General features: G+C 55.8%; 20 protein-coding genes. 15 read left to right on the top strand and 5 right to left on the bottom strand.

Annotation, left to right across the window (positions count from 1 at the left end; genetic code table 11):
• Positions 1–67 precede the first annotated feature (67 nt).
• Positions 68–631 carry a hypothetical protein gene (locus G7K71_RS16385; RefSeq protein ID WP_166348820.1) on the bottom strand — a complete coding sequence of 188 codons (564 nt, stop codon included), beginning with the start codon at positions 629–631 and terminating at the stop codon, positions 68–70.
• A gap of 126 nt (positions 632–757) precedes the next feature.
• On the opposite strand from G7K71_RS16385, the gene G7K71_RS16380 reads away from it, so the two are divergent.
• From G7K71_RS16380 to G7K71_RS16360, 5 genes are all read left to right on the top strand, one after another.
• Positions 758–1,024, top strand: coding sequence for a YkuS family protein (locus G7K71_RS16380; RefSeq protein ID WP_013824024.1), 267 nt, complete (start codon positions 758–760; stop codon positions 1,022–1,024).
• A gap of 184 nt (positions 1,025–1,208) precedes the next feature.
• A complete protein-coding gene (locus tag G7K71_RS16375; RefSeq protein ID WP_243175117.1) occupies positions 1,209–3,176 on the top strand; it encodes an S-layer homology domain-containing protein in 1,968 nt (655 codons plus the stop codon).
• 195 nt (positions 3,177–3,371) lie between these two features.
• The gene (locus tag G7K71_RS16370) at positions 3,372–4,088 is read left to right on the top strand and encodes a cytochrome c biogenesis CcdA family protein (RefSeq protein WP_166348816.1); all 717 of its coding nucleotides are present in this window, start codon (positions 3,372–3,374) and stop codon (positions 4,086–4,088) included.
• An 18-nt stretch (positions 4,089–4,106) separates the two neighbouring features.
• Positions 4,107–4,691: a TlpA disulfide reductase family protein gene (locus tag G7K71_RS16365; RefSeq protein ID WP_166348814.1), complete on the top strand. Its 585-nt coding sequence runs from the start codon at positions 4,107–4,109 to the stop codon at positions 4,689–4,691.
• 623 nt (positions 4,692–5,314) lie between these two features.
• Complete coding sequence (locus G7K71_RS16360) at positions 5,315–6,025, top strand: TerC family protein (protein ID WP_166348811.1); 711 nt, start codon at positions 5,315–5,317, stop codon at positions 6,023–6,025.
• A gap of 27 nt (positions 6,026–6,052) precedes the next feature.
• Here G7K71_RS16360 and G7K71_RS16355 read toward each other — a convergent pair whose 3' ends face one another.
• The 3 genes from G7K71_RS16355 to G7K71_RS16345 all read right to left on the bottom strand — a co-directional run bounded on the left by G7K71_RS16355 (position 6,053) and on the right by G7K71_RS16345 (position 9,690).
• Positions 6,053–7,321 carry a (Fe-S)-binding protein gene (locus tag G7K71_RS16355; RefSeq protein WP_166348809.1) on the bottom strand — a complete coding sequence of 423 codons (1,269 nt, stop codon included), beginning with the start codon at positions 7,319–7,321 and terminating at the stop codon, positions 6,053–6,055.
• Positions 7,318–8,715 carry an FAD-binding oxidoreductase gene (locus G7K71_RS16350; RefSeq protein WP_166348806.1) on the bottom strand — a complete coding sequence of 466 codons (1,398 nt, stop codon included), beginning with the start codon at positions 8,713–8,715 and terminating at the stop codon, positions 7,318–7,320. The genes G7K71_RS16355 and G7K71_RS16350 overlap by 4 nt, the downstream gene beginning before the upstream one ends.
• Positions 8,716–9,048: 333 nt before the next feature.
• Positions 9,049–9,690, bottom strand: coding sequence for a GNAT family N-acetyltransferase (locus G7K71_RS16345; protein ID WP_207713016.1), 642 nt, complete (start codon positions 9,688–9,690; stop codon positions 9,049–9,051).
• Positions 9,691–10,055: 365 nt separating this feature from the next.
• Between G7K71_RS16345 and G7K71_RS16340 the strand changes: the two genes are divergently transcribed.
• The 3 genes from G7K71_RS16340 (at position 10,056) to G7K71_RS16330 (ending at position 12,103) form a co-directional block, all read left to right on the top strand.
• Positions 10,056–10,382: a hypothetical protein gene (locus G7K71_RS16340; RefSeq protein WP_166348800.1), complete on the top strand. Its 327-nt coding sequence runs from the start codon at positions 10,056–10,058 to the stop codon at positions 10,380–10,382.
• 355 nt (positions 10,383–10,737) lie between these two features.
• Entirely contained in the window at positions 10,738–11,157 is a 420-nt protein-coding gene (locus G7K71_RS16335) for a zinc ribbon domain-containing protein (RefSeq protein ID WP_166348797.1), read from the top strand.
• Between the two features lie 181 nt (positions 11,158–11,338).
• The gene (locus G7K71_RS16330) at positions 11,339–12,103 is read left to right on the top strand and encodes an NAD-dependent deacylase (protein WP_313885032.1); all 765 of its coding nucleotides are present in this window, start codon (positions 11,339–11,341) and stop codon (positions 12,101–12,103) included.
• 209 nt (positions 12,104–12,312) lie between these two features.
• Here G7K71_RS16330 and G7K71_RS16325 read toward each other — a convergent pair whose 3' ends face one another.
• Entirely contained in the window at positions 12,313–12,987 is a 675-nt protein-coding gene (locus tag G7K71_RS16325; protein WP_166348794.1) for an endonuclease/exonuclease/phosphatase family protein, read from the bottom strand.
• A gap of 101 nt (positions 12,988–13,088) precedes the next feature.
• On the opposite strand from G7K71_RS16325, the gene tsaD reads away from it, so the two are divergent.
• The 7 genes from tsaD (at position 13,089) to G7K71_RS16290 (ending at position 21,813) form a co-directional block, all read left to right on the top strand.
• The gene (gene tsaD, locus G7K71_RS16320; protein WP_166348791.1) at positions 13,089–14,099 is read left to right on the top strand and encodes a tRNA (adenosine(37)-N6)-threonylcarbamoyltransferase complex transferase subunit TsaD; all 1,011 of its coding nucleotides are present in this window, start codon (positions 13,089–13,091) and stop codon (positions 14,097–14,099) included.
• Between the two features lie 481 nt (positions 14,100–14,580).
• Positions 14,581–15,879 (top strand): phenylacetate--CoA ligase, encoded by a 1,299-nt coding sequence (locus G7K71_RS16315; protein ID WP_313885018.1) that lies wholly within the window; start codon positions 14,581–14,583, stop codon positions 15,877–15,879.
• 35 nt (positions 15,880–15,914) lie between these two features.
• Entirely contained in the window at positions 15,915–16,346 is a 432-nt protein-coding gene (locus tag G7K71_RS16310; RefSeq protein ID WP_166348788.1) for an ACT domain-containing protein, read from the top strand.
• A gap of 129 nt (positions 16,347–16,475) precedes the next feature.
• The gene (locus tag G7K71_RS16305) at positions 16,476–17,222 is read left to right on the top strand and encodes an HTH domain-containing protein (RefSeq protein ID WP_166348785.1); all 747 of its coding nucleotides are present in this window, start codon (positions 16,476–16,478) and stop codon (positions 17,220–17,222) included.
• A gap of 151 nt (positions 17,223–17,373) precedes the next feature.
• A complete protein-coding gene (gene nuoE, locus G7K71_RS16300) occupies positions 17,374–17,886 on the top strand; it encodes an NADH-quinone oxidoreductase subunit NuoE (protein ID WP_166348782.1) in 513 nt (170 codons plus the stop codon).
• Complete coding sequence (nuoF, locus tag G7K71_RS16295; RefSeq protein ID WP_166348779.1) at positions 17,879–19,759, top strand: NADH-quinone oxidoreductase subunit NuoF; 1,881 nt, start codon at positions 17,879–17,881, stop codon at positions 19,757–19,759. Before nuoE ends, nuoF begins: the two co-directional genes overlap by 8 nt.
• 29 nt (positions 19,760–19,788) lie before the next feature.
• Complete coding sequence (locus tag G7K71_RS16290; protein ID WP_166348776.1) at positions 19,789–21,813, top strand: NADH-dependent [FeFe] hydrogenase, group A6; 2,025 nt, start codon at positions 19,789–19,791, stop codon at positions 21,811–21,813.
• The last annotated feature ends 27 nt before the right edge of the window (positions 21,814–21,840 follow it).

Below are 21,840 nucleotides of genomic sequence, written 5' to 3'. Positions count from 1 at the left end.
AAGAAGTCCCCGGCAAGCGAGAATGGCCCTTTGGGAAAAGGGCCGGGAATGAAGGTTAAAGGTTGGTTCAGGCTGTGGCCTGGTCGATGATCTTGCGATAGGGATTGCCGGCGTCATCACCGGACTCGAGCAACTGGTAGATCCTGCCGGCAGTGTTGTCGTCGATACCCCCTTCCCCCAGCAGGGCCAGCACTTCCTCCCGGGACCAGCCCTTCGCCCGGGCGGCCGGACCGACCAGGCTGGCCGCCACTGGAATGAGGGGATCTGCTTTTTCGGCCAGGGCCATTGCTTCTGCCTTTTGGGCCGCTTTCAAGGACCGGTTCAACAAGTCATGGTCCTCCGGCCTGAGTTTTTTGCGCAGCGCTACTTCCAGGCGGTTCCGGATGATCTGGGGCTGGCTTTGAATTGTCTTTGCCATTTCGCCAAGACATTTGCTGGCATAGGAGCACCAGGCGGCACAACCGGGATCGAACCGGGGATTACCCACCAGCTGCCTGCAGTTGGGGCAGCGCAGGGTTATATCATCTTTCCAGAACTCGATGCTCTGGCCGCAGTGGGGGCAGGGAGACTCGAATATATCTTCAGGTTTCCAGAAGCTGCGATCCTGTCCGGGACACTTCCAGATGGACATGGGACACTCCTCCTTTTTCCGGTGTTGAATTGATCATAATATTTTAGGGCAATAGAAATCTGTGAGTATGGTCACACTATCCGGTGGATCAGGGAAAATATCAAAAAAAGAGAGGTAGGTGCTGAAATGAAAATTGCCGTTCAGGACAACCTGGAAGAGGTAAGAAATTTTCTGGCTTCCCAGGGGTACGAGGTAGTCAGTCCTTCCAATGCCCTGGGTGCGGCCGCCATGGTCGTTACCGGGGACATCGATGCCCGGGAGGAAGAGCAGACCCTGGCCCTGGCCACCAACCCGACCATTACCACCTATGCTCCGGTAATTAACGCTGCCGGGAAGTCCCCGGAAGAAATCCTGCAACGCATCCGGGAAGTGGTTGGGGAAAGAAAAGCCTGATCGTACCTTGCGTAAAGTCAAAGCCCGTTCCGGGGAAGGTGCCTGTTTAAATAGTCCCTTACCTGCACCTGATCGATTGGCCCGGGACGGGCTATCTTTTATAGAAAATTTGCAGGATTTTCCTTCCTCCCCGTCGAAGGGAAACAAGTAAATTGAACCAAGGGGAGGGGTATTATTGTTGCGCATGAGGTTGCGCTTAACATGCCTGTTAACGGCCGTGCTGGTTTTGCTCTCCGGCCTGTTTTCTGTATGTGGGGCTTTAGCAGCGGGAGAAACATTTAAAGATATCCGGGGTCACTGGGCGGAAAAGGTCATGCTGGAAATGAACGCTTACGATATTGTGCACGGCTACCCCGGGGGGGAATTTCGTCCCAACAATAATGTAACCCTGCTGGAAGCGGTGGTGATGATCCTCAATACCCTGGGGTTGAACGAAAAAGCCGGGCAGGCGGATCTCTCCGGTCTGCAGTTTCACCCTTCGCTGACCTGGGGTAAAGGGCACCTGGCCCTGGCGGTGGAAAAGGGTATGCTTACCCGGCAGGGCCTGCCGCAGATAGATAACCGGCGGCTGGCCAGCCGGGTGGAAGTGGCGGCCCTGGTTTGCCTGGCCCTGGGCTTGACCCCCGATTCCAGCTATGTAACCTTTTTCGACACCAGTGAGATTCCAGAGAAATACCGGGGTTACGTGGGAGCCGTAGTGAAACACAATATCATGCGGGGAATGCCCGGCAACATGTTCTCGCCCGACGAGCCCGTTACCCGGGCCCAATTATGTGCCACTTTATCCCGCTTGATTGACCAGAAACTGGTGCCCCCGCCGGCACCCATGAACCTGGTGGTGGGCCGGATTACCTCCATAGATGTGGATAAACGGAAGGTTGTTTTGCGCAACCTGGAAGGGGAAAAAACCGTCTATTTCCCCGCGGATATGTCCGTGTTCACAGCCTCCGGGACCACTACCCTGAGGTCCCTGAAGGCCGGCGACCGCCTGAAGTGCATTACCGATGGACAGTACCGTGTCCGTTATGCATCTTTAGTGGAGGGTTCCGCTTCTATAAAGACCACGGTGGAAGGGGTGGTCGTTTCCTTTGCCAAAGGCAGCCGGGGTTACTCCCTCATCCTGGAAACCAATGAGGGGAACCGCCTTACCTACCCGGTGGAAGATGATGCCCGCTTGATCCGGGCGGGCAAGGAAATCGATGCCTCCGGGCTGGTGGAGAATGACTACGTGGAAATCGGGCTGGACGGGAACGACCGGATTGTCAGAATTGAGGTATACCCTCCGGAAAGAATCAGCGGTACCGTGGTGGAAGTGGAAAGAGATGCCCTCACCCTCAGAAGGCAGGGTGAAGAAACGGAGTACGAAGTAAGCCCCCGGGTGCAGGTAACCAGGAACTTCATCCGCGGGATGAGCTACGGTGAATTAAAGCGCGGCGACCGGGTGGAAGTTGTGGTCATGAACAAGACCATATTCCAGATTAATCTCCTTTCCGACGTGCTTACCGGGCAGAGCGGCATGGTTTCCCGGGTGCACAGCAAGGCCGTATACCTCTACGTGGGAGATGAAGAAAAGCGCTATGAACTGGATGAACGGGTGGAAGTGATCAAGGACGGCCGCCTGGTAAGCCTGGACAAGCTGCGCCGGGGAGACTATGTAAACTTCGAGGTGGATAGCCGCGGGTATCTAATCACCATTGAGGTTCTGGACGAAGAAGACGGTGACTTCGAGGGGACGCTGAAATACCTTGAGTTTTACCCCACGCCGTGGATAACCATTGTCACCTCCGGCGGTCTGGAACTGGAATATGAAGTATCCAAAAGCGCCGGGGTTTTGCGGGACGGGGACAGGATCAACTTAAGCGACATCATTCCCGGTTCGCAGGTCGGCATCCGGGTCGAAGACGGCAGGGTGACGGAAATAGAGGTGCTGGACGATCAAAACCTTACTGTGAGATGCCGGGTGTCCAGTATAAACCGGGAGCGCCTGCGGGTCACCCTGGAGATCAACGGCCGTTACTTCACCTATTCCCTGGCTCCCCAGGTCACCATCCTGGACCGCAACGGCAAACCGGTATCCCTGGAGGATGTCGAAGGATACCAGGTGGAGGTACGCCTGAAGGACGGGGAGATAGACAGCATCACGATGATTTAACCCGAACCTGCTTACTGTCCCGGTCAAACCGGGATTTTTTTCTTTCCTTCCCGGCATTTATATCGTATAATTGCGATATATAGATATTTCTCTGCCCTGGAAGCCTTGCGGTTCTCCCTGCAAAGCACCTTCTTCCCGGAGAGGCCGGAATGTCCGGGCGGGGTTGAGGCAAATACTGGAACGGGAGGGTTGTTGTTGCCGGAAGTAAACGTTTCTCTGGGGGCTGCTTTTCTTGCCGGGCTGGTTTCGTTCCTGTCCCCGTGCGTACTCCCTTTAATACCCACCTACATGGCGTATTTAACCGGAGTTTCGGTAACGGAGTTGACTGCACCGGGGACGGCACGCCTGCGCTTATTGCTCCTGGCCAACGCCTTGTTGTTTGTGACCGGTTTCAGCCTGGTTTTTGTAGCCCTCGGTCTTTCCGCAAGCGCCCTGGGCAAACTGCTGCTCCGCCACCAAAACCTGCTGCGGCAGGTCAGCGGTGTATTGATCATCCTCTTCGGGCTGCACATGGCGGGCCTGCTGCGCCTTAACTGGCTGATGAGGGAAAAGAGGGTTCATTTTATACCCCAAAAGGCAGGCTGGTTGAACTCCCTGCTCATGGGCATGGCTTTTTCCGCCGGCTGGGTGCCCTGCGTCAGCCCCATTCTCGCTTCGATTTTACTGCTGGCCGGTCAAAGCGAAAGCCTTATCCAGGGAACCTACCTGCTGGTAACCTACGCCCTGGGGCTGGCCCTGCCCTTTTTAATAGCCGCCCTGGGTTTGGGCCACATGGTGCAGGCTTTGCGCCGCCATGCTTCCCTTTTGCTCCTGGTGACCAGGGTGGGCGGCTGGTTGATGGTTGGTGTGGGCTTGCTGGTACTGACCAATTCCTTCGCCCGCCTCTCGGGCTACGTCCCATTTACTCTTTAATGATTAGGAGGCTTAAAAGTGAATAAGAGGCTGTTTTCTGTGGTCATCCTCTCTGTGGTAATTGTAAGCCTTATCGCCGCTTATGCTTACATTTGGTCGGGCGGCAAGGAAAGGGGGAAGGACGGCACACCGCCCGCCGCAACCGGCAACAAGGAGAGTGGTGTTCCTGTGGGCACGGAAGTGGGCCAGCGGGCTCCCGATTTCACCCTGACCACCACCGGCGGGAAAGAGGTTTCCCTTTCCAATTTCAGGGGCCGGCCGGTGGTGCTCAATTTCTGGGCTACCTGGTGCCCTCCCTGCCGGGAAGAGATGCCGGCCATCCAGAGTTTCTATGAAAAAAGGGGCCGGGAAATCCAGGTGCTGGCGGTTAACCTCACAGCCAGCGAAAAATCTGCCGCCCATGTAAAGGACTTTTTAAAAGCCGGCGGCTTCACCTTCCCGGTTTTGCTGGACACCCGCAACACTGCGGCCCAGGAATACCTGGTGCGGGCCATTCCCACCACCTTCTTTATTGACCGGGAAGGCATCATCCGGGCCAAACACACCGGGCCCATGACCCTGGAAATGCTGGAGAAGGCTGTGGAAAAAATAAGCAACCTGTAGAATAACTTCTTCTGGAAATGCCTCCCTGTACAATTTTATAGAAAATTGCCTCTGAAAACCTACGGCCTTGTGCCGTAGGATGAAAGAGGCATCGCCCGGTAGGGCGACTTCACAAACATCTGTTTTCGTGGTATAATATTCCTGTGCTCTTTGACAATCCGTATGGGGTTGCAGCGGGTCAATGGGCCGCTGCGTAAAACTGATTCCCGAAAGAGACTGGTGCTTTGAAGTAAGCACGTATCTACGTAGCCAAATGGCGAAGTAGTAGACGCCCATGGACCGGGCCCTCCCGGCAAATGCCGGGATGTAGCTCACGAGGAAAGCGTAAGACCTGCGCTTTAGCAGGCAGCATTCCGATGACATGAGAAACCTTCGGGACGAAGCCCCCGGGCTTGTCCCGGGGGAGGTTCACCATTGACAAACCCCCTGGCCCCTGCTATGCTAAATTCCAGAAGGGGAGTAGCAAGTTTTCCCGGTGGCGTCAGTTCGGCCTGCGGGTCCGCTGCCGGGGCGGTTTTAAGCCGTTTGCAAGACCTTCACCTGTAGAATGGTGGGGGTCTTCATTTTTTCCTGCCGGTGGGAAATTACAACACCATTAATCCAATTTGGAGGTGCAGCAATTAATGGAATGGCTGAACGCCCAAAACCTGTTCGCCATACTTACTATTATCATTGCCGACCTGATGCTTGCCGGCGATAACGCCCTGGTCATTGGCCTGGCCTGCCGGGGTTTGCCGCCGGCACAGAAACGCCGTGCTCTCCTATGGGGTACGGGCGGTGCAGTTGTCCTGCGCATCATTTTAACTTGCGGCGTGACTTTGCTGCTTGCCATCCCCTTCCTGCAGGCGGCCGGGGGAATATTGTTAACCTGGGTGGCCTTGAAATTATTGTTGCCGCACAAAGAAGTGGGTGTTGGTGCCGCAGAGAACCTCACCGGTGCCATCAAAACTATTATTATAGCCGATGTGGTGATGAGCCTGGACAATGTGCTGGCCGTAGCCGCTGCGGCCCACGGGAGCATTGCGCTGGTTGTCTTCGGGCTTGTCTTAAGTATTCCCATTGTCATTTTTGGCAGCCAGTTAGTTTCCCTGCTGGTGGAAAGGTACCCCATTCTTATTTTTGCCGGGGCTGGTGTGCTGGCCTGGACGGCCGGCAAAATGCTGGTGGAAGACAGGGTGGTGCACCGGCTGATTTCGAACATTGATTATATACCGGTGGAAATTATTATTCCGGCCGGAGTGACCCTGCTCGTGCTGGTTGCCGGCTGGTACCTGAAGCGGCGCGGGCATAAGCAGGCGCCACTTAAGCGGGAGGTACCTACCCAACAGGGGTAACAAAAAAGGGGGCTTTAACACCCCCTTTTACTCTTCCTCAAGGAACCTGGCCAGCAGCTCGACCGTGTGCACCACTTTCTGGGGCATTTGTTCCTGGGTCAGCCCGTCGGTCAGGTGCATCCGGCAGGCGGGACAACCGGTCACCACCAGTTGTGCGCCGGTTCCTTCGATATCTTTTAACTTGCGAGTGAGAATCTGATAGGACATATCGTAATGGGTCAGGCTGAAGGAGCCGGCGTTGCCACAGCACCGGGCCGGTTCCTTCAGGGGCAGGTAATTGACCCCGGGAATGCTCCGGATGATGGAAAGGGGCTCCTGCACCACGCCCAGGCCGCGGCCCAGGTGACAGGGCTGGTGGTAGGTGACGGCCAGTTCCGGTGCTCTGAACAGTTCCGGGTTAAAGGGCAGCCTGTGCAGGAACTGGGTTATATCAAGGATTTTGGCGGCCACTTCCCGTGCCCTGTCCCCGTATCCTGAGACGCCATCCAGCAGTTCCGGGTACAGGTGTTTAAAGGCTTCCCCGCACGTCCCGCACACGGTGATGATGGCGTCGGCCGGTATGCCGCCGAACAAATCCACGTGGGACCTGGCCATCTCCAGGGCCATGTCCGCCGCACCGTTGTACAGGATGGGAGCGCCGCAGCAGTGCTGCAGCCGGGGGATAATCACTTCCACTCCGTGGGCCTTCAGGACGCGCAGGGCGGCCTGTCCGATCCCGGGATACAGGTAATTGGTCATACAGCCGGTAAAGAAGGCCACCGTGGCCACAGGCCGCTCGACCGTATGCTTTTCCGCCACCTGGTCCCGGAAGGGAACCGGTGCCAGAGGAGGGACGATCCGGCGCAGCTCCAGGCCGATGGGGAAGCGGGGCTGCATTTTCCCCGGCTCAATATTTTTAAATAAGAGTCCCTGTAAGCGGGCGGCGGTTTTTACCCCCAGATCAAAAAGGCGGGGGCGGCTGAGGCCGGTAAATACGGTCTTCTTTATGAAGGGCAGCCCTTTCTTTTGGGTCAGGGCCGTCCTGGCGGCCAGGATAATCCGGTCCACCTTCACGCCGGAGGGACACGAAGCTACGCAGGCCAGACAGGTGAGACAAAGGGCGAAGCGCTCGGCCAGCCCGTCCGTTGGTTCCAGCCTGCCCTCCAGGACCGCCGCGGCCAGGCGGATTTTTCCCCGGGCCACGGCCGGTTCCCGCCGGGATTCCTGGTATAAAGGGCAAACAGCCTGGCAGTTGCCGCATTTCATGCATTTGAGTATTTCTTCTTCCACCGCCGCCAATCCGTCAAAAATGCTCATGCCTGCCCCTCCTCAAGATCCACAATTTTGCCCGGGTTGAGGAGATTGTCCGGATCTAAGGCCTGCTTGATTTTCTTGAGTACCTGCACGCCCGAATTGCCCATCTCCCAGGGGAGAAATTGCTTTTTGGCGATGCCGATCCCGTGCTCCCCGGAAAGGGTGCCCCCCAGGCTCAAAGCTGCACGGAAGATTTCCTCCACGGCCGCCCGCACCCGTTCCATCTCCTCCTCGTCGCGGGCGTCGGCCAGGATGGTCGGGTGCAGGTTGCCGTCACCGGCGTGCCCAAAGGTGCCGATAACCAGGTTGTAACGCCTGCCGATGTCTTCCACGGCCAGGAGCATATCCGTGATCTTGCTCCTGGGCACGGTGGCGTCCTCCAGGATGGTGGTGGGCTTGCGTTGGGCCAGGGCGGGCAGGGCGGCCCGGCGGGCGCTCCATAATTTTTCCCGTTCTTCATCGTTTTCCGCTGTTTTGACCCACCCGCCGTTTTTGGCGACAACCTGCCTAACGGCGGCCGCCTCCGATTTAACCACTTCGGGAATCCCGTCCACCTCGATGAGCAGGATGGCCGCCACATCGGTGGGCAGACCGACGTGGGCAAAATTTTCTACGGTCTCTACCGTAACCCGGTCCATAATTTCCAGGGTGGCCGGGATTACTTTTTGCCCGATGATATCAGCAACGGCGTTTCCCGCGTCGGCCAGGTGGCTGAAACCGGCCAGCATGGTTTCCCTGGCCTGGGGTGCCGGGATCAGGCGGACAATAATTTCCGTAATGATCCCCAGGGTGCCTTCGGAGCCGGTAAACAACCGGACCAGGTCGTAGCCCGTTACATTCTTAACCGTCTTGCCCCCGTACCGGATTACCTCACCGTCCGCCAGAACTACCTCCAGCCCCATCACATAATGCCTGGTGACCCCGTACTTGAGCCCCCTCAGTCCTCCGGAACACTCGGCCACGCTTCCTCCCATGGTGGCGGTGGCCACCGTGCCCGGGTCGGGCGGGTAAATCAAACCGTAGGGGGCCACGGCGTTATTCAAGTCCTGAATGATTACTCCGGGCTGCACCGTGGCCGTCAGGTTGGAAGGATCTATTTCCAGAATGCGGTTCATTTTTAAGGTGCTGAGCACAATTCCCCCTTTGATGGGTACTGTGCCGCCGCTTAAATTTGTTCCCGAACCGCGGGGGTAAATGGGCAAGCGAAACTGGCGGGCAATTTTGACCACTTTCACCACTTGATCCACGTTTTCCGGGGTAACCACCACGTCCGGCTTTTGCTCCGGCAGGTCAGCCGTGGCGTCATAGGAATAACAGAACAAATCTTCGGTCGCGGTAATGACGTTATTTTCGCCCAGTTCCCGGCGTAACGCTTCGATAGCCTGTGTGACGGACATATAATTTCCCCCTCAGAGAGAAGTTGTCTGATGGTATGACCACTATACGTTTTAAATATTCGCTCTTTTTCTGGCGAATTCCTCCCGGGGTCCGGCATGTTGCCAAAAATTTTTTTATGACATTTCCGGTTTCAGGAAGACCCGGTATGCCGCGAGTGCCTGATCCACGTTCAATCCCAGGCTTCCGCACAGTACCGCGGCGAGTAATGTGACCGGACTGGCGGTGCTGCAAATGCGGCATGGCAGTTGCACCTTACTGCGGTGAGCAGAGCATTCCAGCTGGTTGCCAGTGTCCTTGCTGAATAAAAAAACCCGGCTTAACCGGGCCAGGCTTTACGCCATATTGACTACCTTTCCGTACTTTCTGAGAAACCGCATGCCTTCGAAGAGCATGATATCTTCCTTGCCCACGTTTTTGCCAATTCTGGCCATAAACACATTGGCGGGGTGCTCTAGAATATCGGGGTCGTCGGTGGTTACCTTTTGCAGACCCACTTTCCCGAAGAGCCTGGTGAGCATCTTTTGATAAGCCCAGATATCCAGACCGGTGTTTCTGGTGTCCCAGTGCCAGCAATATTCGGTGGTGATTACAATGAAGTTTTCCACGGCGGGATGGGAAAAGGCCAGTTTCATCAGGTTTTCCGCTACGCCACAACCACGCCATGACGGGCTTACCTCAATGCCGCCCATTTCCAGCACCTGCGGGTGTTTGGACCAGCGGCTGAAATCATCGGGGTGGTGGAAGGTGACATAGCCGATAATCTCATTTTCGTGGCGGGCAATGAATATCATGCCGTCGGGCAGATTGGTTATCTGTTTGAGGGCTTCTTTCTGGCGGTCCGGTGGGCGGAAATTGGTAAGACCCTTGTTCATGGAGAGCCCGTCAATGTAGCTGTCCGTTACCGGTCCTTCAAAGACAACCAGTCCTTTGGGAGTATTCAACTCCACGGGTTTTAACTGTACCAGTTTGGCCATCGACCTCACCTCCCGGGCTGACCATTCAGGTGTCATAATCGACCGTTTACCCCTGGATTACAACCGTTTAGTTACCTTTATTATAGGTAACCCTGTCAATATATTCAATCCCGGCGGATGAAATAGATATATTAAAAATATTCACATATTTAGTTTGCCATAGACTTGTGTATTTATTCCGGGTTATGGCCCTGATGATTTTAAAACTGAAATTCTACCTGCTATTAAGGAAGGATTGATGTTTAATTTTTATTACCTTAACAAGAGGCGTCTTTATGGTACAATTGAAAATTAAAGTTAGCATTTGACTAAAATGGGCATTATAGATTATAATACCATCAAAAAATAAAAAGGAGATGTGATGTATGCCTTTTGAAGTTTATAAACCCCGTGGTGAAAGGGCAGAAAAAGCACCCATGGTTTCTTTTTCTAAAAGTTCAATAGTGCTAAATAATGTGGCCAGGGAAAAACTGGGTGCACAGCATGTGGAATTAGCCTATGATCGGGATGCGCGTGTTATCCGGATCCGGGCGGTGGAAGAAGGGGGCATGCAGATCAAAAAAACAAAGGTTTTTGGCAAGGGCTTTTTTAAACACTTTAACATCAGCCCCCGTGGAAAGTATGAAGCCAGGTTCGATGAGAACGAGCGGGCGCTTTATGTTCAACTGGATGCTACCGGAGAAAATCCTTAACCCGCATGATCTTGCGGGTTTATTTTATAAGGTTATCTTTTTATGAGGAGCAGGTTTAACCGTACATGTTTTTGCTTGAACGGTGTAACCAGGGTACGGTTTAACCCGTCATGAGCGTGCACAAGGTGAGAGAAATGGCTGCGGAGGGGACAAAACCGGCATCCGGAAAAACTACTGCGTTCCATTTATCGAATCAAGAGGTATCATTTTTACCCCCTTGAAGTTATACCCCAGGTAATGGCCGAAGAGAACAAAACGCACTCCGGTTAAAAAACAAATGCTGCCAGCAAGGGAGGACTTTCCCTGGTACCTGTCGAAGTTATATTGTCCAAACATTTAAAAGGGGGCTCTTCACATGGAAATCTTTCAGAAAATAGGTGAGACGGCTAAGGGGTTGAGCGATAAGGCCAAAGAGGTGACCAAGCGGTCCGGTGAATTTCTCGAGGCCACCCGGCTAAAATTTGAGCTGTCGCGGCTGGAAAAAGAGTTGGAGAACAATTTTTTAAGTTTGGGGGAACTGGTTTATCGCCGTTATAAAGGTGAAGCAGGACTGGATGGGGAAATTGAACGCCTTTGTGAGAGCACCCGGAAGATTGAAACCGATATGTTAGCCATCCAGGAGCAGATCAACAGGCTGCAGCCCAAGCCTCTGGTATGTCCCCAGTGCAAAATCGAACTTCCGGCGGGAGGGAAATTCTGCAGCTACTGCGGCAACCAGGTGGCTCCGGAAAAACCGGCCGGAGACACCCATGACAGCGCCACCAGCAGAGAATGAGAATGGCCCAGCACTCACTGCAACCGGAGTTCTCTGAATATATGCAGATTAAATACCTGCGTAGGTGCCCTGAATCAGTGAGTGCTGGGCCGTCCGGTACAGATGCGGCAAGGCCGGAGACGGCTGCTGCTGAAAATTTATCTAAATAGTGCAAAAATTATTCTGCAGGAGGTGAGCGGCCATTTCTACGTCCTACCAGGAAAAAATCTGTACCCTGGCCGAACTTCTACGCCGCCACGACCGAAATTTTGCCCTGACGGGGGCCGGAGTAAGTACCGAGAGCGGTATTCCCGATTTCCGCAGCCCGGGAACGGGGTTGTGGACCAAGTATGACCCTATTCAAACAGCCAGTTTGAGTGCCTTAAAGCGGGATCCGGCTACTTTTTACAACATAAATCTCTCCCGCTGGACAGCCTTTAGCGGCGCCGAGCCCAACGATGCCCACCGGGCACTGGCCCGCCTGGAGGAGCTGGGTTACCTGGTGGGGGTAATTACGCAGAATATCGATGGCTTGCACCAAAAAGCGGGTTCAAAACGGGTGTGGGAAGTTCACGGCCACCTGCGCACCTGCCACTGTATGAGCTGTGAGCAAAGTTACCCCTTTTCTCACCTGGTGGAACAGTTTGAAAAGGGGCAGAACCCTCCCCTTTGCGGTATATGCAAGGGAACTTTGCGGCCGGATGTGGTCCTGTTTGAAGACCGGATGAGCGAGGACTTTTTCAAAGCCACCAGGGCCTTGTCCGGCTGCCAGTTAATGCTGGTGGTGGGGAGCAGCCTGCAGGTTTACCCGGCTGCCGGATTGCCGCAGTTTGCCCGAAAGGTGGTGATCATCAACCGGGAGCCGACCCCCTGGGACGAACAGGCCGAGCTGGTGATTCATCACAGTGCGGGCCAGGTATTCCGGGACCTGATGGCGGAACTGGGGGAACCCCTCACCGGCCAGTAGAAATATTCAGTGAACCCGGTTGGATGCGGCCCAGCACTCACCTAAATATGACTCTGCTCCCGGTGTTTCAGGTTTAATTGACACATCAGGTTTTGGGAAGAGCTAGTATTCCAGTGAGTGCTGGGTTCACCGGGTGCTGTTACCGACGTGTGCTACGTCGTTCGCGCCGGACAGCGCCGCATCCTCCTCATAACGGTTTTCTGAATATTTCAGTTCGCCGGTACCAGTTCCACCAGCAGGGGCAAATGGTCGGAAGCTCCTGTGGAAGGAGTAAAAGCCTTGATGATGCGCCAGTGGCGCGAGGCAAATATGCGGTCCAGCCCGAACCGGGGGCGGTAAGAGGGAAATGTTGGCAGATGGTCCGGCGGGGTTACGGGCAGTTCGGGGAAGGTGAGCCGTTCCGTATTCATATCACCGGCTAAGACCACCGGCCCGCTCAAAGAGCGTATGATCTCCCTTATTGCTTCCGCTTGTTTTTCCCTTTCCTGGTAGTTTAAGCCCAGGTGGGTGTTGAGCAGGAAGAACGTTCCTGCGTCGTGGTCTAAACTGGCGGACTGCAGTCCCCGGGGCTCGTGAGCGCCGGGCAAGGGGTAGTATTGATGTTCTGATATGGGGTAACGGCTTAAAATGGCCAGGCCGTACTGGCAGATGCCCAGCCAGCTTAAGGTGGGGGTAAAAACAAAGTACATGCCCAGGTGCCGGGCCAGCGCCCGGGCCTGGTGGCGCAGGTAGCTGCGGGGCAGGTGGCGGTCCACTTCCTGGAGAGCGACCGCATCGGGGTTATGCCGCTGCAGGACCGCCGCCACGCGCCGTAAACGCACCTTGCCGTCAACTCCCTTACCGTGGTGTATATTGTAGGTGAACAGCCGCACAACGCGCTCCATCTTTTATTCCCCCGGTGGTTGCGTACCCCGGCAGTTATGCCGGGGTGTTTTTTGTGGTATTATTATAGTATTGTTACCTTGCTTTTGAGAGAGGTAGTGAGATGGGCGTTAAGATTCTGGCAATCGAAACTTCCTGTGATGAAACATCCGCCGCCGTGGTGGTAGATGGTGTGGAGGTGCTTTCCAACATCATCTCTTCGCAGGTGGATGTACACAGGAAATTTGGCGGGGTCGTGCCCGAAGTGGCCTCCCGCAAGCACCTGGAGTTAATCAACCATGTTATTAAAGAAGCGCTGGATCAGGCCGGGCTGGATTTTGGCGATCTGGATGCGGTGGCGGTTACCCATGGCCCCGGGCTGGTAGGGGCCCTGCTGGTGGGGGTAGCTGCGGCCAAGGCCGTGGCCTTTGCCCTGGATATTCCCCTCATTGCCGTTAATCATCTGGAAGGCCACATCTATGCCAATTTCCTGGTCCGGCCCGGTTTGCCCTTTCCCCTCATCTGCCTGGTGGTGAGCGGCGGCCATACGGATCTTGTGCTGGTTCTGCATCACGGTGATTACCGGTTATTGGGCAGTACCCGGGATGATGCCGCCGGTGAAGCCTTCGACAAGGTGGCCCGGGTGCTGGAACTGGGTTACCCCGGGGGGCCGGCAATTGAGCGCCTGGCCAGGGAGGGTAACGAAGAGGCTATTGATTTTCCCCGGGCCTGCGTGGACGGCCTTGATTTTTCCTTCAGCGGTCTGAAGACGGCGGTGCTCCAGTACTTGCACCGCTGCCGGCAAAGGGGAGAAGAAGTAAACCTGGCCGATGTGGCGGCCAGCTTTCAGAAAGCCGTGGTGGACGTGCTGGTGGATAAAACCGTGGAAGCTGCCCGCAATTACAACTGCCCGACCATAATCCTGGCCGGGGGAGTGGCGGCCAACGGCCGGTTGCGGGCGGCCCTGGCGTCCCGGGCGTATCAGGAAGGCCGGGAAGTATTTTACCCCCCGCCGGTGTTCTGCACCGATAATGCGGCCATGATCGGGTGTGCGGCCTTTTACAAGTATCTGCGGGGCGATCTGGCCCCTCTGACCCTCAATGCCGTGCCCGGCCTAACCCTGCTCTCGTCTTAAGCAAACTTTGTCGAAGGAATTTTATCGCTTTTTGCCTGTGGATTATCCCGAGTTATCCACAAAAAGTTTGGCCTTTGTGGAACAGCAAATCCGGCGGGCAAAAAGGAGTTGAAAAACGCGAAGCCTTGAAAATCAAGGCTTTCAGGGTTGAAATGGTTCCCTGTAAAAACCGGTTTCCGGTCGGGTGAATGGCGGTTCTGTGGATTACGGGTTGTGGATAATGTGAATAAGTTTGTTAATAACTGACCAGTCAAAGGATGGGCCTGTGGGTGAAATTGTGGGTCGATTGATGTCCAATATTTCCGAAACAGATTTCTTTTTGTCTACCAACCTGCCAGATATTTACACCAGCTAATGACGAAGTACCGAAAAATTTTTTCTTCAGCAGGATGCACGGAACCGGTTGTTGAAGTATTTTAGGGGCATTTTACTCAATATTTGCTTTTAAATAACTAGTTTATGGAAAAGGAGCAGTGGGCTTGTGTACTGGGATCGCGAGTGTGAAACCATGTCCCGTGAGCAGCTGCAGGCGCTGCAGCTGGAGCGCCTGCAGCTGACCGTCGAGCGTGTTTACCGCAACGTACCCTTTTACCGCCAAAGGTTTACCGAAATGGGTATCAAACCCTCGTCCATCCGTTCATTAGAGGACCTGCGGCGGCTGCCCTTCACCACCAAGCAGGATTTGCGCGACAATTATCCCTTTGGCTTGTTTGCCGTACCCATGAGCGATGTGGTCCGCGTGCACGCTTCTTCAGGCACCACGGGCAAGCCCACCGTGGTGGGATACACTCAAAACGATATCAACACCTGGGCGGAACTGATTGCCCGTTCACTGGTCTGCGCCGGGGCCACCAAATTCGATGTGGTCCAGAACGCCTACGGCTACGGTTTGTTTACCGGGGGATTGGGTCTGCACTTTGGCGCCGAACGCCTGGGTGCAACGGTGGTGCCCGTTTCCGGGGGCAATACCCAGCGGCAGCTCATGCTCATGCAGGATTTCGGCACCACCATCCTCACCTGCACGCCGTCCTATGCTCTATACATGGCCGAGGAAGGGCAAAAAATGGGCCTGGACTTTAAAAAGATGCCTTTAAAGGCCGGTATTTTCGGCGCCGAGCCCTGGTCGGAGCGCATGCGCCGGCAGCTGGAAGAAAAATTAGACTTAGTGGCTCTGGACATATACGGCCTTTCGGAAATAATGGGGCCCGGTGTGGCCATGGAGTGCGCTGAAAAACAGGGCATGCATATCTGGGAAGATCACTTTATACCCGAAATTATCGATCCGGCAACGGGGGAAGTGCTACCTCCCGGGGAAGAGGGAGAACTGGTGATCACCACCATTACCAAGGAAGCCTTTCCCCTCATCCGCTACCGCACCCGGGATATCACGCGTATTGATCCGGAACCCTGTTCCTGCGGCCGCACCCATGTGCGTATAAAGCGGATTACCGGCCGCAGTGACGACATGCTCATCATCCGCGGGGTTAACGTATTTCCCTCCCAGGTGGAAAGCGTGCTCCTGGAATTCGGCGAAACCGAGCCCCACTACCTGCTGGTGGTGGACCGCAAGGCCAACCTGGACTACCTGGAAATCTGGGTGGAAGTGGCGGAGCACATGTTCAGCGACACGGTGCGCAAGCTGGAAGACCTGGAACAACGCCTGCGGGAGCGGATCGAAAGCGTTCTGGGTATTTCCGCCCGGGTGAAGCTGGTGGAGCCCAACACCATCCCGAGAAGTGAAGGCAAGGCGAAGCGGGTAGTCGACCGGCGGCAGATATAAGCGGTATAATTAAAGAAAGGAAAGGGGGTTCTCCCATGAAAGTCAAGCAAATCTCCATTTTTCTGGAAAACAAATCGGGGCGTTTGGCCCAGGTGACGCGGGTGCTGGGGGATAACGGCATCAACATTCGCGCCCTGGCCATAGCCGATACCACCGACTTCGGTATTTTGCGCCTCATTGTCAACGACCCGGACCGGGCTTACCGGGTGCTTAAGGAGGCCGGTTTTACCGTCAGCGCCACCGATGTCATTGCCGTGGAAGTGGTGGATGAACCCGGGGGCCTGGCCGGGGTGCTGGCCGTTTTACAGGAAGCAAGCCTGAACATCGAGTACCTGTATGCCTTCTTGCAGAAGGCTTCAAAGGCCGCCCTGGTGGTGTTCCGGGTGGAACAGCTGGACGAGGCCATTGCCGCCCTGCAGGCAAAGGGTATCCGTATCCTGAGCGGGGAAGAGGTATACGCTTTGTAAAAAAAATAGCTCGGCTTGCGCCAACAGCCGGGTTTGCTTTTGCAAATTAGCCGTGTCTTTACTGGTGTAGGGCGGTGGGGGGGCAAATAAACGCCCTTTTTCTTTGCAGCCAGGGGAGTGGACAGAACCATGCGCTTTACAAGGCACGATATGATCTTCCTCTTTGCCCTGCTGGTTGCTGCCGGGACCGGCCTGGCTACGCTGTATAACCTGGTAATTATCGAAATGCTGGTATCCGGCAACACCCGGCAGGTCGGCGGGGCCATACATTATGCTTTGGGGCTCAACCTGGCCTTCTGGGCATTGTCGGTGGTGCTGGGAGCCGCCGGCCTGTGGTTTTATTTGCGGCAGAGGCAATCCCGGGATAACACCGGGCATGGCCATGCAGGGGAACACCCCGCCGAAAGGGTTGCACCGCCCTGTACCGAGCAAATGACGGAGCTGGTCCGGACGGTAAGGGAGACTTTGGAGGTTATCCAGCCGCTGGTTTTGCACCTCACTGCCAGACAGGAAACAGCTGCCGGTACAACCACTGTCTGTGACCCGGTTTCCCCGCCAGGGGAGCACTTAAGAGCCGGCGATAGCCGGCCGGGAGAGCGGACGGGGGAAGATGAATCCGAGCAGGAATTCTGGCCGGACTTCCCCAAAGGGCTCAATAAGGTGACTTTAAAGCAGGTTTTATCATATCTGGAGGAACATAACGAAACGGGTGTTTCTTCGGAAGAAATAGCCACAGGGGTGGGGCTTTCCCGGGTGACCGTAAGGCGCTACATGGATTACCTGGAACAGATTGGCTATGTCAAGGTTGATTTAAGGTATGGCACCGTAGGTAGGCCGTTAAAAATATATACTTTGGTCAACTTGTTCAGTTCCTGATAACTCCCAAAACCCGCCACGGGTTTTTTTCTTTTTTAAAGAGATTTATGTGTTTTATGTTGTTTATTTAGCTTTCATTGTAGTATGCAGAAAAATCATTAAAATTTGAATCGGTAAAGTCTAAAACTTTTGAAGAGTGGGAGGGATTTGTATGGAGGGAACGGGCAGAAAGTTTGAAAAGTTGCAGGAAATTATCGCCCGTTACGAAGGTAAGGTGTCGCATTTGATTGCCATCCTGCAGGAAGTGCAGCAAGAATACCGCTACCTGCCCGAAGAAGTACTGACCTATATTGCCACGGCTTTAAATATTCCGCCGGCGGTGGTCTACGGGGTGGCCACCTTCTACGCCCAGTTTTCCCTGGTTCCCAAGGGCAAATATGTCATCCGGGTTTGTGACGGCACGGCCTGCCACGTGCGGGGTTCCGAACCGATCCATTTTGCCCTGCGCAAGGAACTGGGACTTGCGGAAGGCCAGCAGACAACCGATGACCTGCAGTTTACGGTGGAAACGGTATCCTGCCTGGGGGCCTGTGGGCTGGCTCCGGTGGTAACCATTAACGACCGGGAAGTGCACGGGCAGATGACGCCCGAAGATGTTTTAAGGGTGTTGCGGGCTATAAAATCGGGGGAAAGCAAAGAAGAACGGAGGGAAGTCCATGCTTAAATCAAGGCAGGATTTGCAGGCGCTCACAGAGCGGGCCAGGGGGGCCCTGGAAAAAGAAAAGCTGCGCATTTTAATCTGTGCCGGTACCGGTTGTGTGGCCAACGGCTCCCTGGGCGTATACGAAGCCTTCCGGGAGGAACTGGTCAAAAGAGGTTTACCTTATAAATTAGAGCTGGTGCAAGAGGAGGAAAACGCCGGGACCGCTTTAAATATCAGCGGCTGCCACGGGTTTTGCCAGATGGGTCCCCTGGTGCGATTTGAGCCGGAAGGGGTGTTGTATCTAAAGGTCAAAAAAGAGGACGTCCCGGAGATCGTTGAAGAGCACATTGTTCATAAACGACCCGTAGAAAGGTTGCTCTACCATCATCCGGTTACCGGCCAGGTGGTGGCCCGGGAGGAGGATATCCCCTTTTACCAGAATCAGGTGCGGGTGGCCCTGGAATTGTGCGGCCTGGTTAACCCGGAGGATATCAGTGATTACCTGGCCCACGGCGGTTATCAGGCCCTGGAAAAAGCCCTTTTTGAGATGACTCCAGAAGACGTAATTAAGGAAGTAATGGACTCGGGTTTGCGCGGCCGTGGCGGAGCGGGTTTTCCCACCGGCCGGAAGTGGGCCTTTGCCCGGTCTGCCGCGGGGGACAAAAAATATGTCATTTGTAACGGCGACGAAGGCGACCCCGGGGCCTTCATGGACCGCAGCGTGATGGAAGGCGCTCCTCACCGGGTGCTGGAAGGGATGATGATTGCCGGTTATGCCATCGGTGCGGACGAAGGGTACATTTACGTCCGGGCCGAATACCCCCTGGCGGTAAAACGGTTGAAAAAGGCCGTGGCTGATGCCGAAGCTCTTGGCTTTCTGGGCGACAACATCCTGGGCAGCGGATTCGCTTTTCGCATCCACATTAAAGAGGGTGCCGGCGCCTTTGTCTGCGGCGAGGAAACAGCTTTGATTGCCTCCATTGAGGGCCAGCGCGGCATGCCCCGTCCCCGTCCTCCCTTCCCGGCCCAGAGCGGCCTCTGGGGCTGCCCGACCATCATCAATAACGTGGAAACCCTGGCCAACGTGGCTCCTATTATCTCCCGGGGAGCGGGCTGGTTCAAGCAGTACGGCACTCCCAAGAGCCCCGGTACCAAGACCTTTGCCCTGGCCGGTCAGGTGGCCCACACCGGTCTGGTGGAGGTGCCCATGGGCATTACCCTGCGGGAAGTGGTTTTTTCCATCGGCGGTGGGCTGCGGGAAGGCAAAAAATTCAAGGCGGTGCAAATCGGAGGGCCTTCCGGAGGCTGCCTGACGGAAGAGCACCTGGACCTGCCCCTGGACTTCGACTCCCTGCAACAGGTGGGGGCAATGATCGGTTCCGGCGGCATGGTGGTCATCGGGCAGGACAGCTGTATGGTGGAAGTGGCCAAGTTCTTCATGACCTTCGTACAGAATGAGTCCTGCGGCAAATGTGTGCCCTGCCGGGAAGGGACCAGGCGGATGCTGGAGCTCCTGACCAGAATAACCCGGGGTAAGGCCACGGAGGAAGACCTGATCCTGCTGGAAGAGCTGGCGCTGGTGGTCAAAGACGGTGCCCTGTGCGGCCTGGGCAAGACCGCTCCCAACCCCGTGCTCACCACCCTGCGCTACTTCCGTGATGAATACGAAGCCCATGTGCGGGAGAAAAAATGTCCGGCGGGAGTCTGCAAGGCACTGCTCAGTTACTTTATTGACCAGGAAAAATGCAGGGGCTGCGGTTTATGTGCCAGGAACTGCCCGGTGGAAGCCATCAGCGGTGAGAAAAAACAGCCCCACACCATTGACCTGGTTAAATGCATTAAGTGCGGCACCTGCATGGAGAAATGCAAGTTCGGCGCTGTTTACACCGCCTGATATCATGAGGAAAGGAAGTGCCAATGGGTATGTCTACAGGGAAAGTTACCGTAGATGGTCATGTGGTGGAAATAAATGATGCCAGGAACATCCTGGAAGTAGTGCGCCGGGCCGGTATCAAGCTGCCTACCTTTTGCTACCACTCGGAATTGAGCGTTTACGGGGCCTGCCGCATGTGCATGGTGGAGGTGGAGGGCCGGGGGCTGGTGGCCTCCTGTTCAACGCCTCCAGCCGACGGCATGGTTATTCACACCAGCACCCCCCGCACCCGCCGGTTGCGCCGCATGATTATCGAACTGCTCCTGGCCAACCACGACCGGGAATGCACCAGTTGCGGGCGCAGCGGCAGCTGCAAACTGCAGCAGCTGGCCCGCCAGATGGGGGTTACGGAGGTCCGCTTCGGTCAGCGGGATAAAAAGATGCCGGTGGATAATACTTCCCCGGCCCTGGTAAAGAACCCCAACAAGTGCATCCTCTGCGGCGACTGCGTGCGCATGTGCAAGGAGGTCCAGGGGCTGGGGATCTGGGACTTTGCCTTCCGGGGTTCCAAAACCCAGGTAACTACCGCCTTTGGCAAACCCCTGCAGGAAGTGGCCTGTGTCAACTGCGGTCAATGTGTGGCCGTGTGTCCTACCGGCGCCCTGACGATCAAGTCGGAAGTGGATAAGGTTTGGGACGCCATCCACGATCCGGATAAAGTGGTGGTGGTGCAGGTGGCTCCGGCGGTAAGGGTGGCCATCGGCGAGGAATTTGGCCTCCTGCCCGGGGAAAAGGCCACCGGGCAAATGGTGGCGGCCCTGCGGAAAATAGGTTTTGACCGCGTGTTTGACACCCTGTTTACTGCCGATATGACCACCATCGAGGAAGGGATGGAGCTGCTGGGCCGGCTGGAAAAGGGCGGCAGGCTGCCCCTGTTCACCTCCTGCTGCCCGGCCTGGGTGAAATATGCCGAGCAGTTCCACGCCGACCTCCTGGAAAACCTGTCCACCTGCCGGTCTCCCCAGCAGATGTTCGGTTCCCTGGTGAAGAAATATTACGCCCGGGAGATTGGTAAGAATCCGGCGGAAGTGATCTGCGTGTCGGTAATGCCCTGTACGGCTAAAAAGTTTGAAGCCAGACGGCCCGAATTTACCACCGGGGGCGTCCCCGATGTGGATTTCGTCCTCACTACCATGGAGCTGGCCCAGATGATTAAGGAAGCGGGCATTGTCTTTAACGAACTGGAGCCGGAAGTGTTTGACAATCCCCTGGGGATGGGCTCAGGCGCGGCGGTCATTTACGGTGCCTCGGGCGGAGTGATGGAATCGGTGGTGCGCTTTGTTGCGGCCCAGCAGTCCTCCGGTGATGTGGGGCGGGTGGATTTTTACCCCGTGCGGGGTATACAGGGAATTAAGGAGGCGGAACTGGAGATCGGCGGGCAAAACCTCAAGCTGGCGGTGGTAAACGGCCTGGCCAATGCTGAGAAGCTCATCAACCGTATCAAATCGGGGGAAGCCTTCTATCATGCCGTGGAAGTGATGGCCTGTCCCGGCGGCTGCCTTGGCGGCGGCGGTCAGCCTTACCCCAACAATACCGCTTCCCGGCTGGGGCGTATGAAGGGCCTTTACGCCCTGGACCGGGCGGAACAGCTGCACAGGCCCCAGGACAACATTTTTGTCACCAGGGCCCTGGAACGGTGGTTTGGCGGCCCGGCCAACGCCAATACCCATCAGGCCCTGCATACCCGCTACTACCCGCGGCGGCGCATCAGCGGCAAGCCCGTGGAAGTGAGCGACCGCCGGGAAGAGCGCCCGGTGGAGGTAGCGGTTTGCGTGGGTACCAATTGTTACCTCAAAGGTTCCTATGACATTTTAAATAAGTTCATGACCCTGGCGCGGCAGATGGGCATCGCCGATTACGTGCAGCTGAAGGGAACCTTCTGCCTGGAGCACTGCGACCGGGGAGTGAGCATTAAGGTCAACGACGAAATCATTACCAACGTAACCCTGGATAACGCCGAAGAAGTCTTCAGGACTAAGATTGCCATCAAGGCCGAGCCGCCCTGGGTGGTTTAAGGAAGGGCGGTGCGACAAGGGACGGGG

The organism is Desulfofundulus sp. TPOSR, assembly GCF_011393055.1.
Taxonomy (GTDB): domain Bacteria; phylum Bacillota; class Desulfotomaculia; order Desulfotomaculales; family Desulfovirgulaceae; genus Desulfofundulus; species Desulfofundulus kuznetsovii.
The sequence above is the reverse complement of the archived record's forward strand: the minus strand, read 5'-3'. Positions and strand labels throughout refer to the sequence as shown.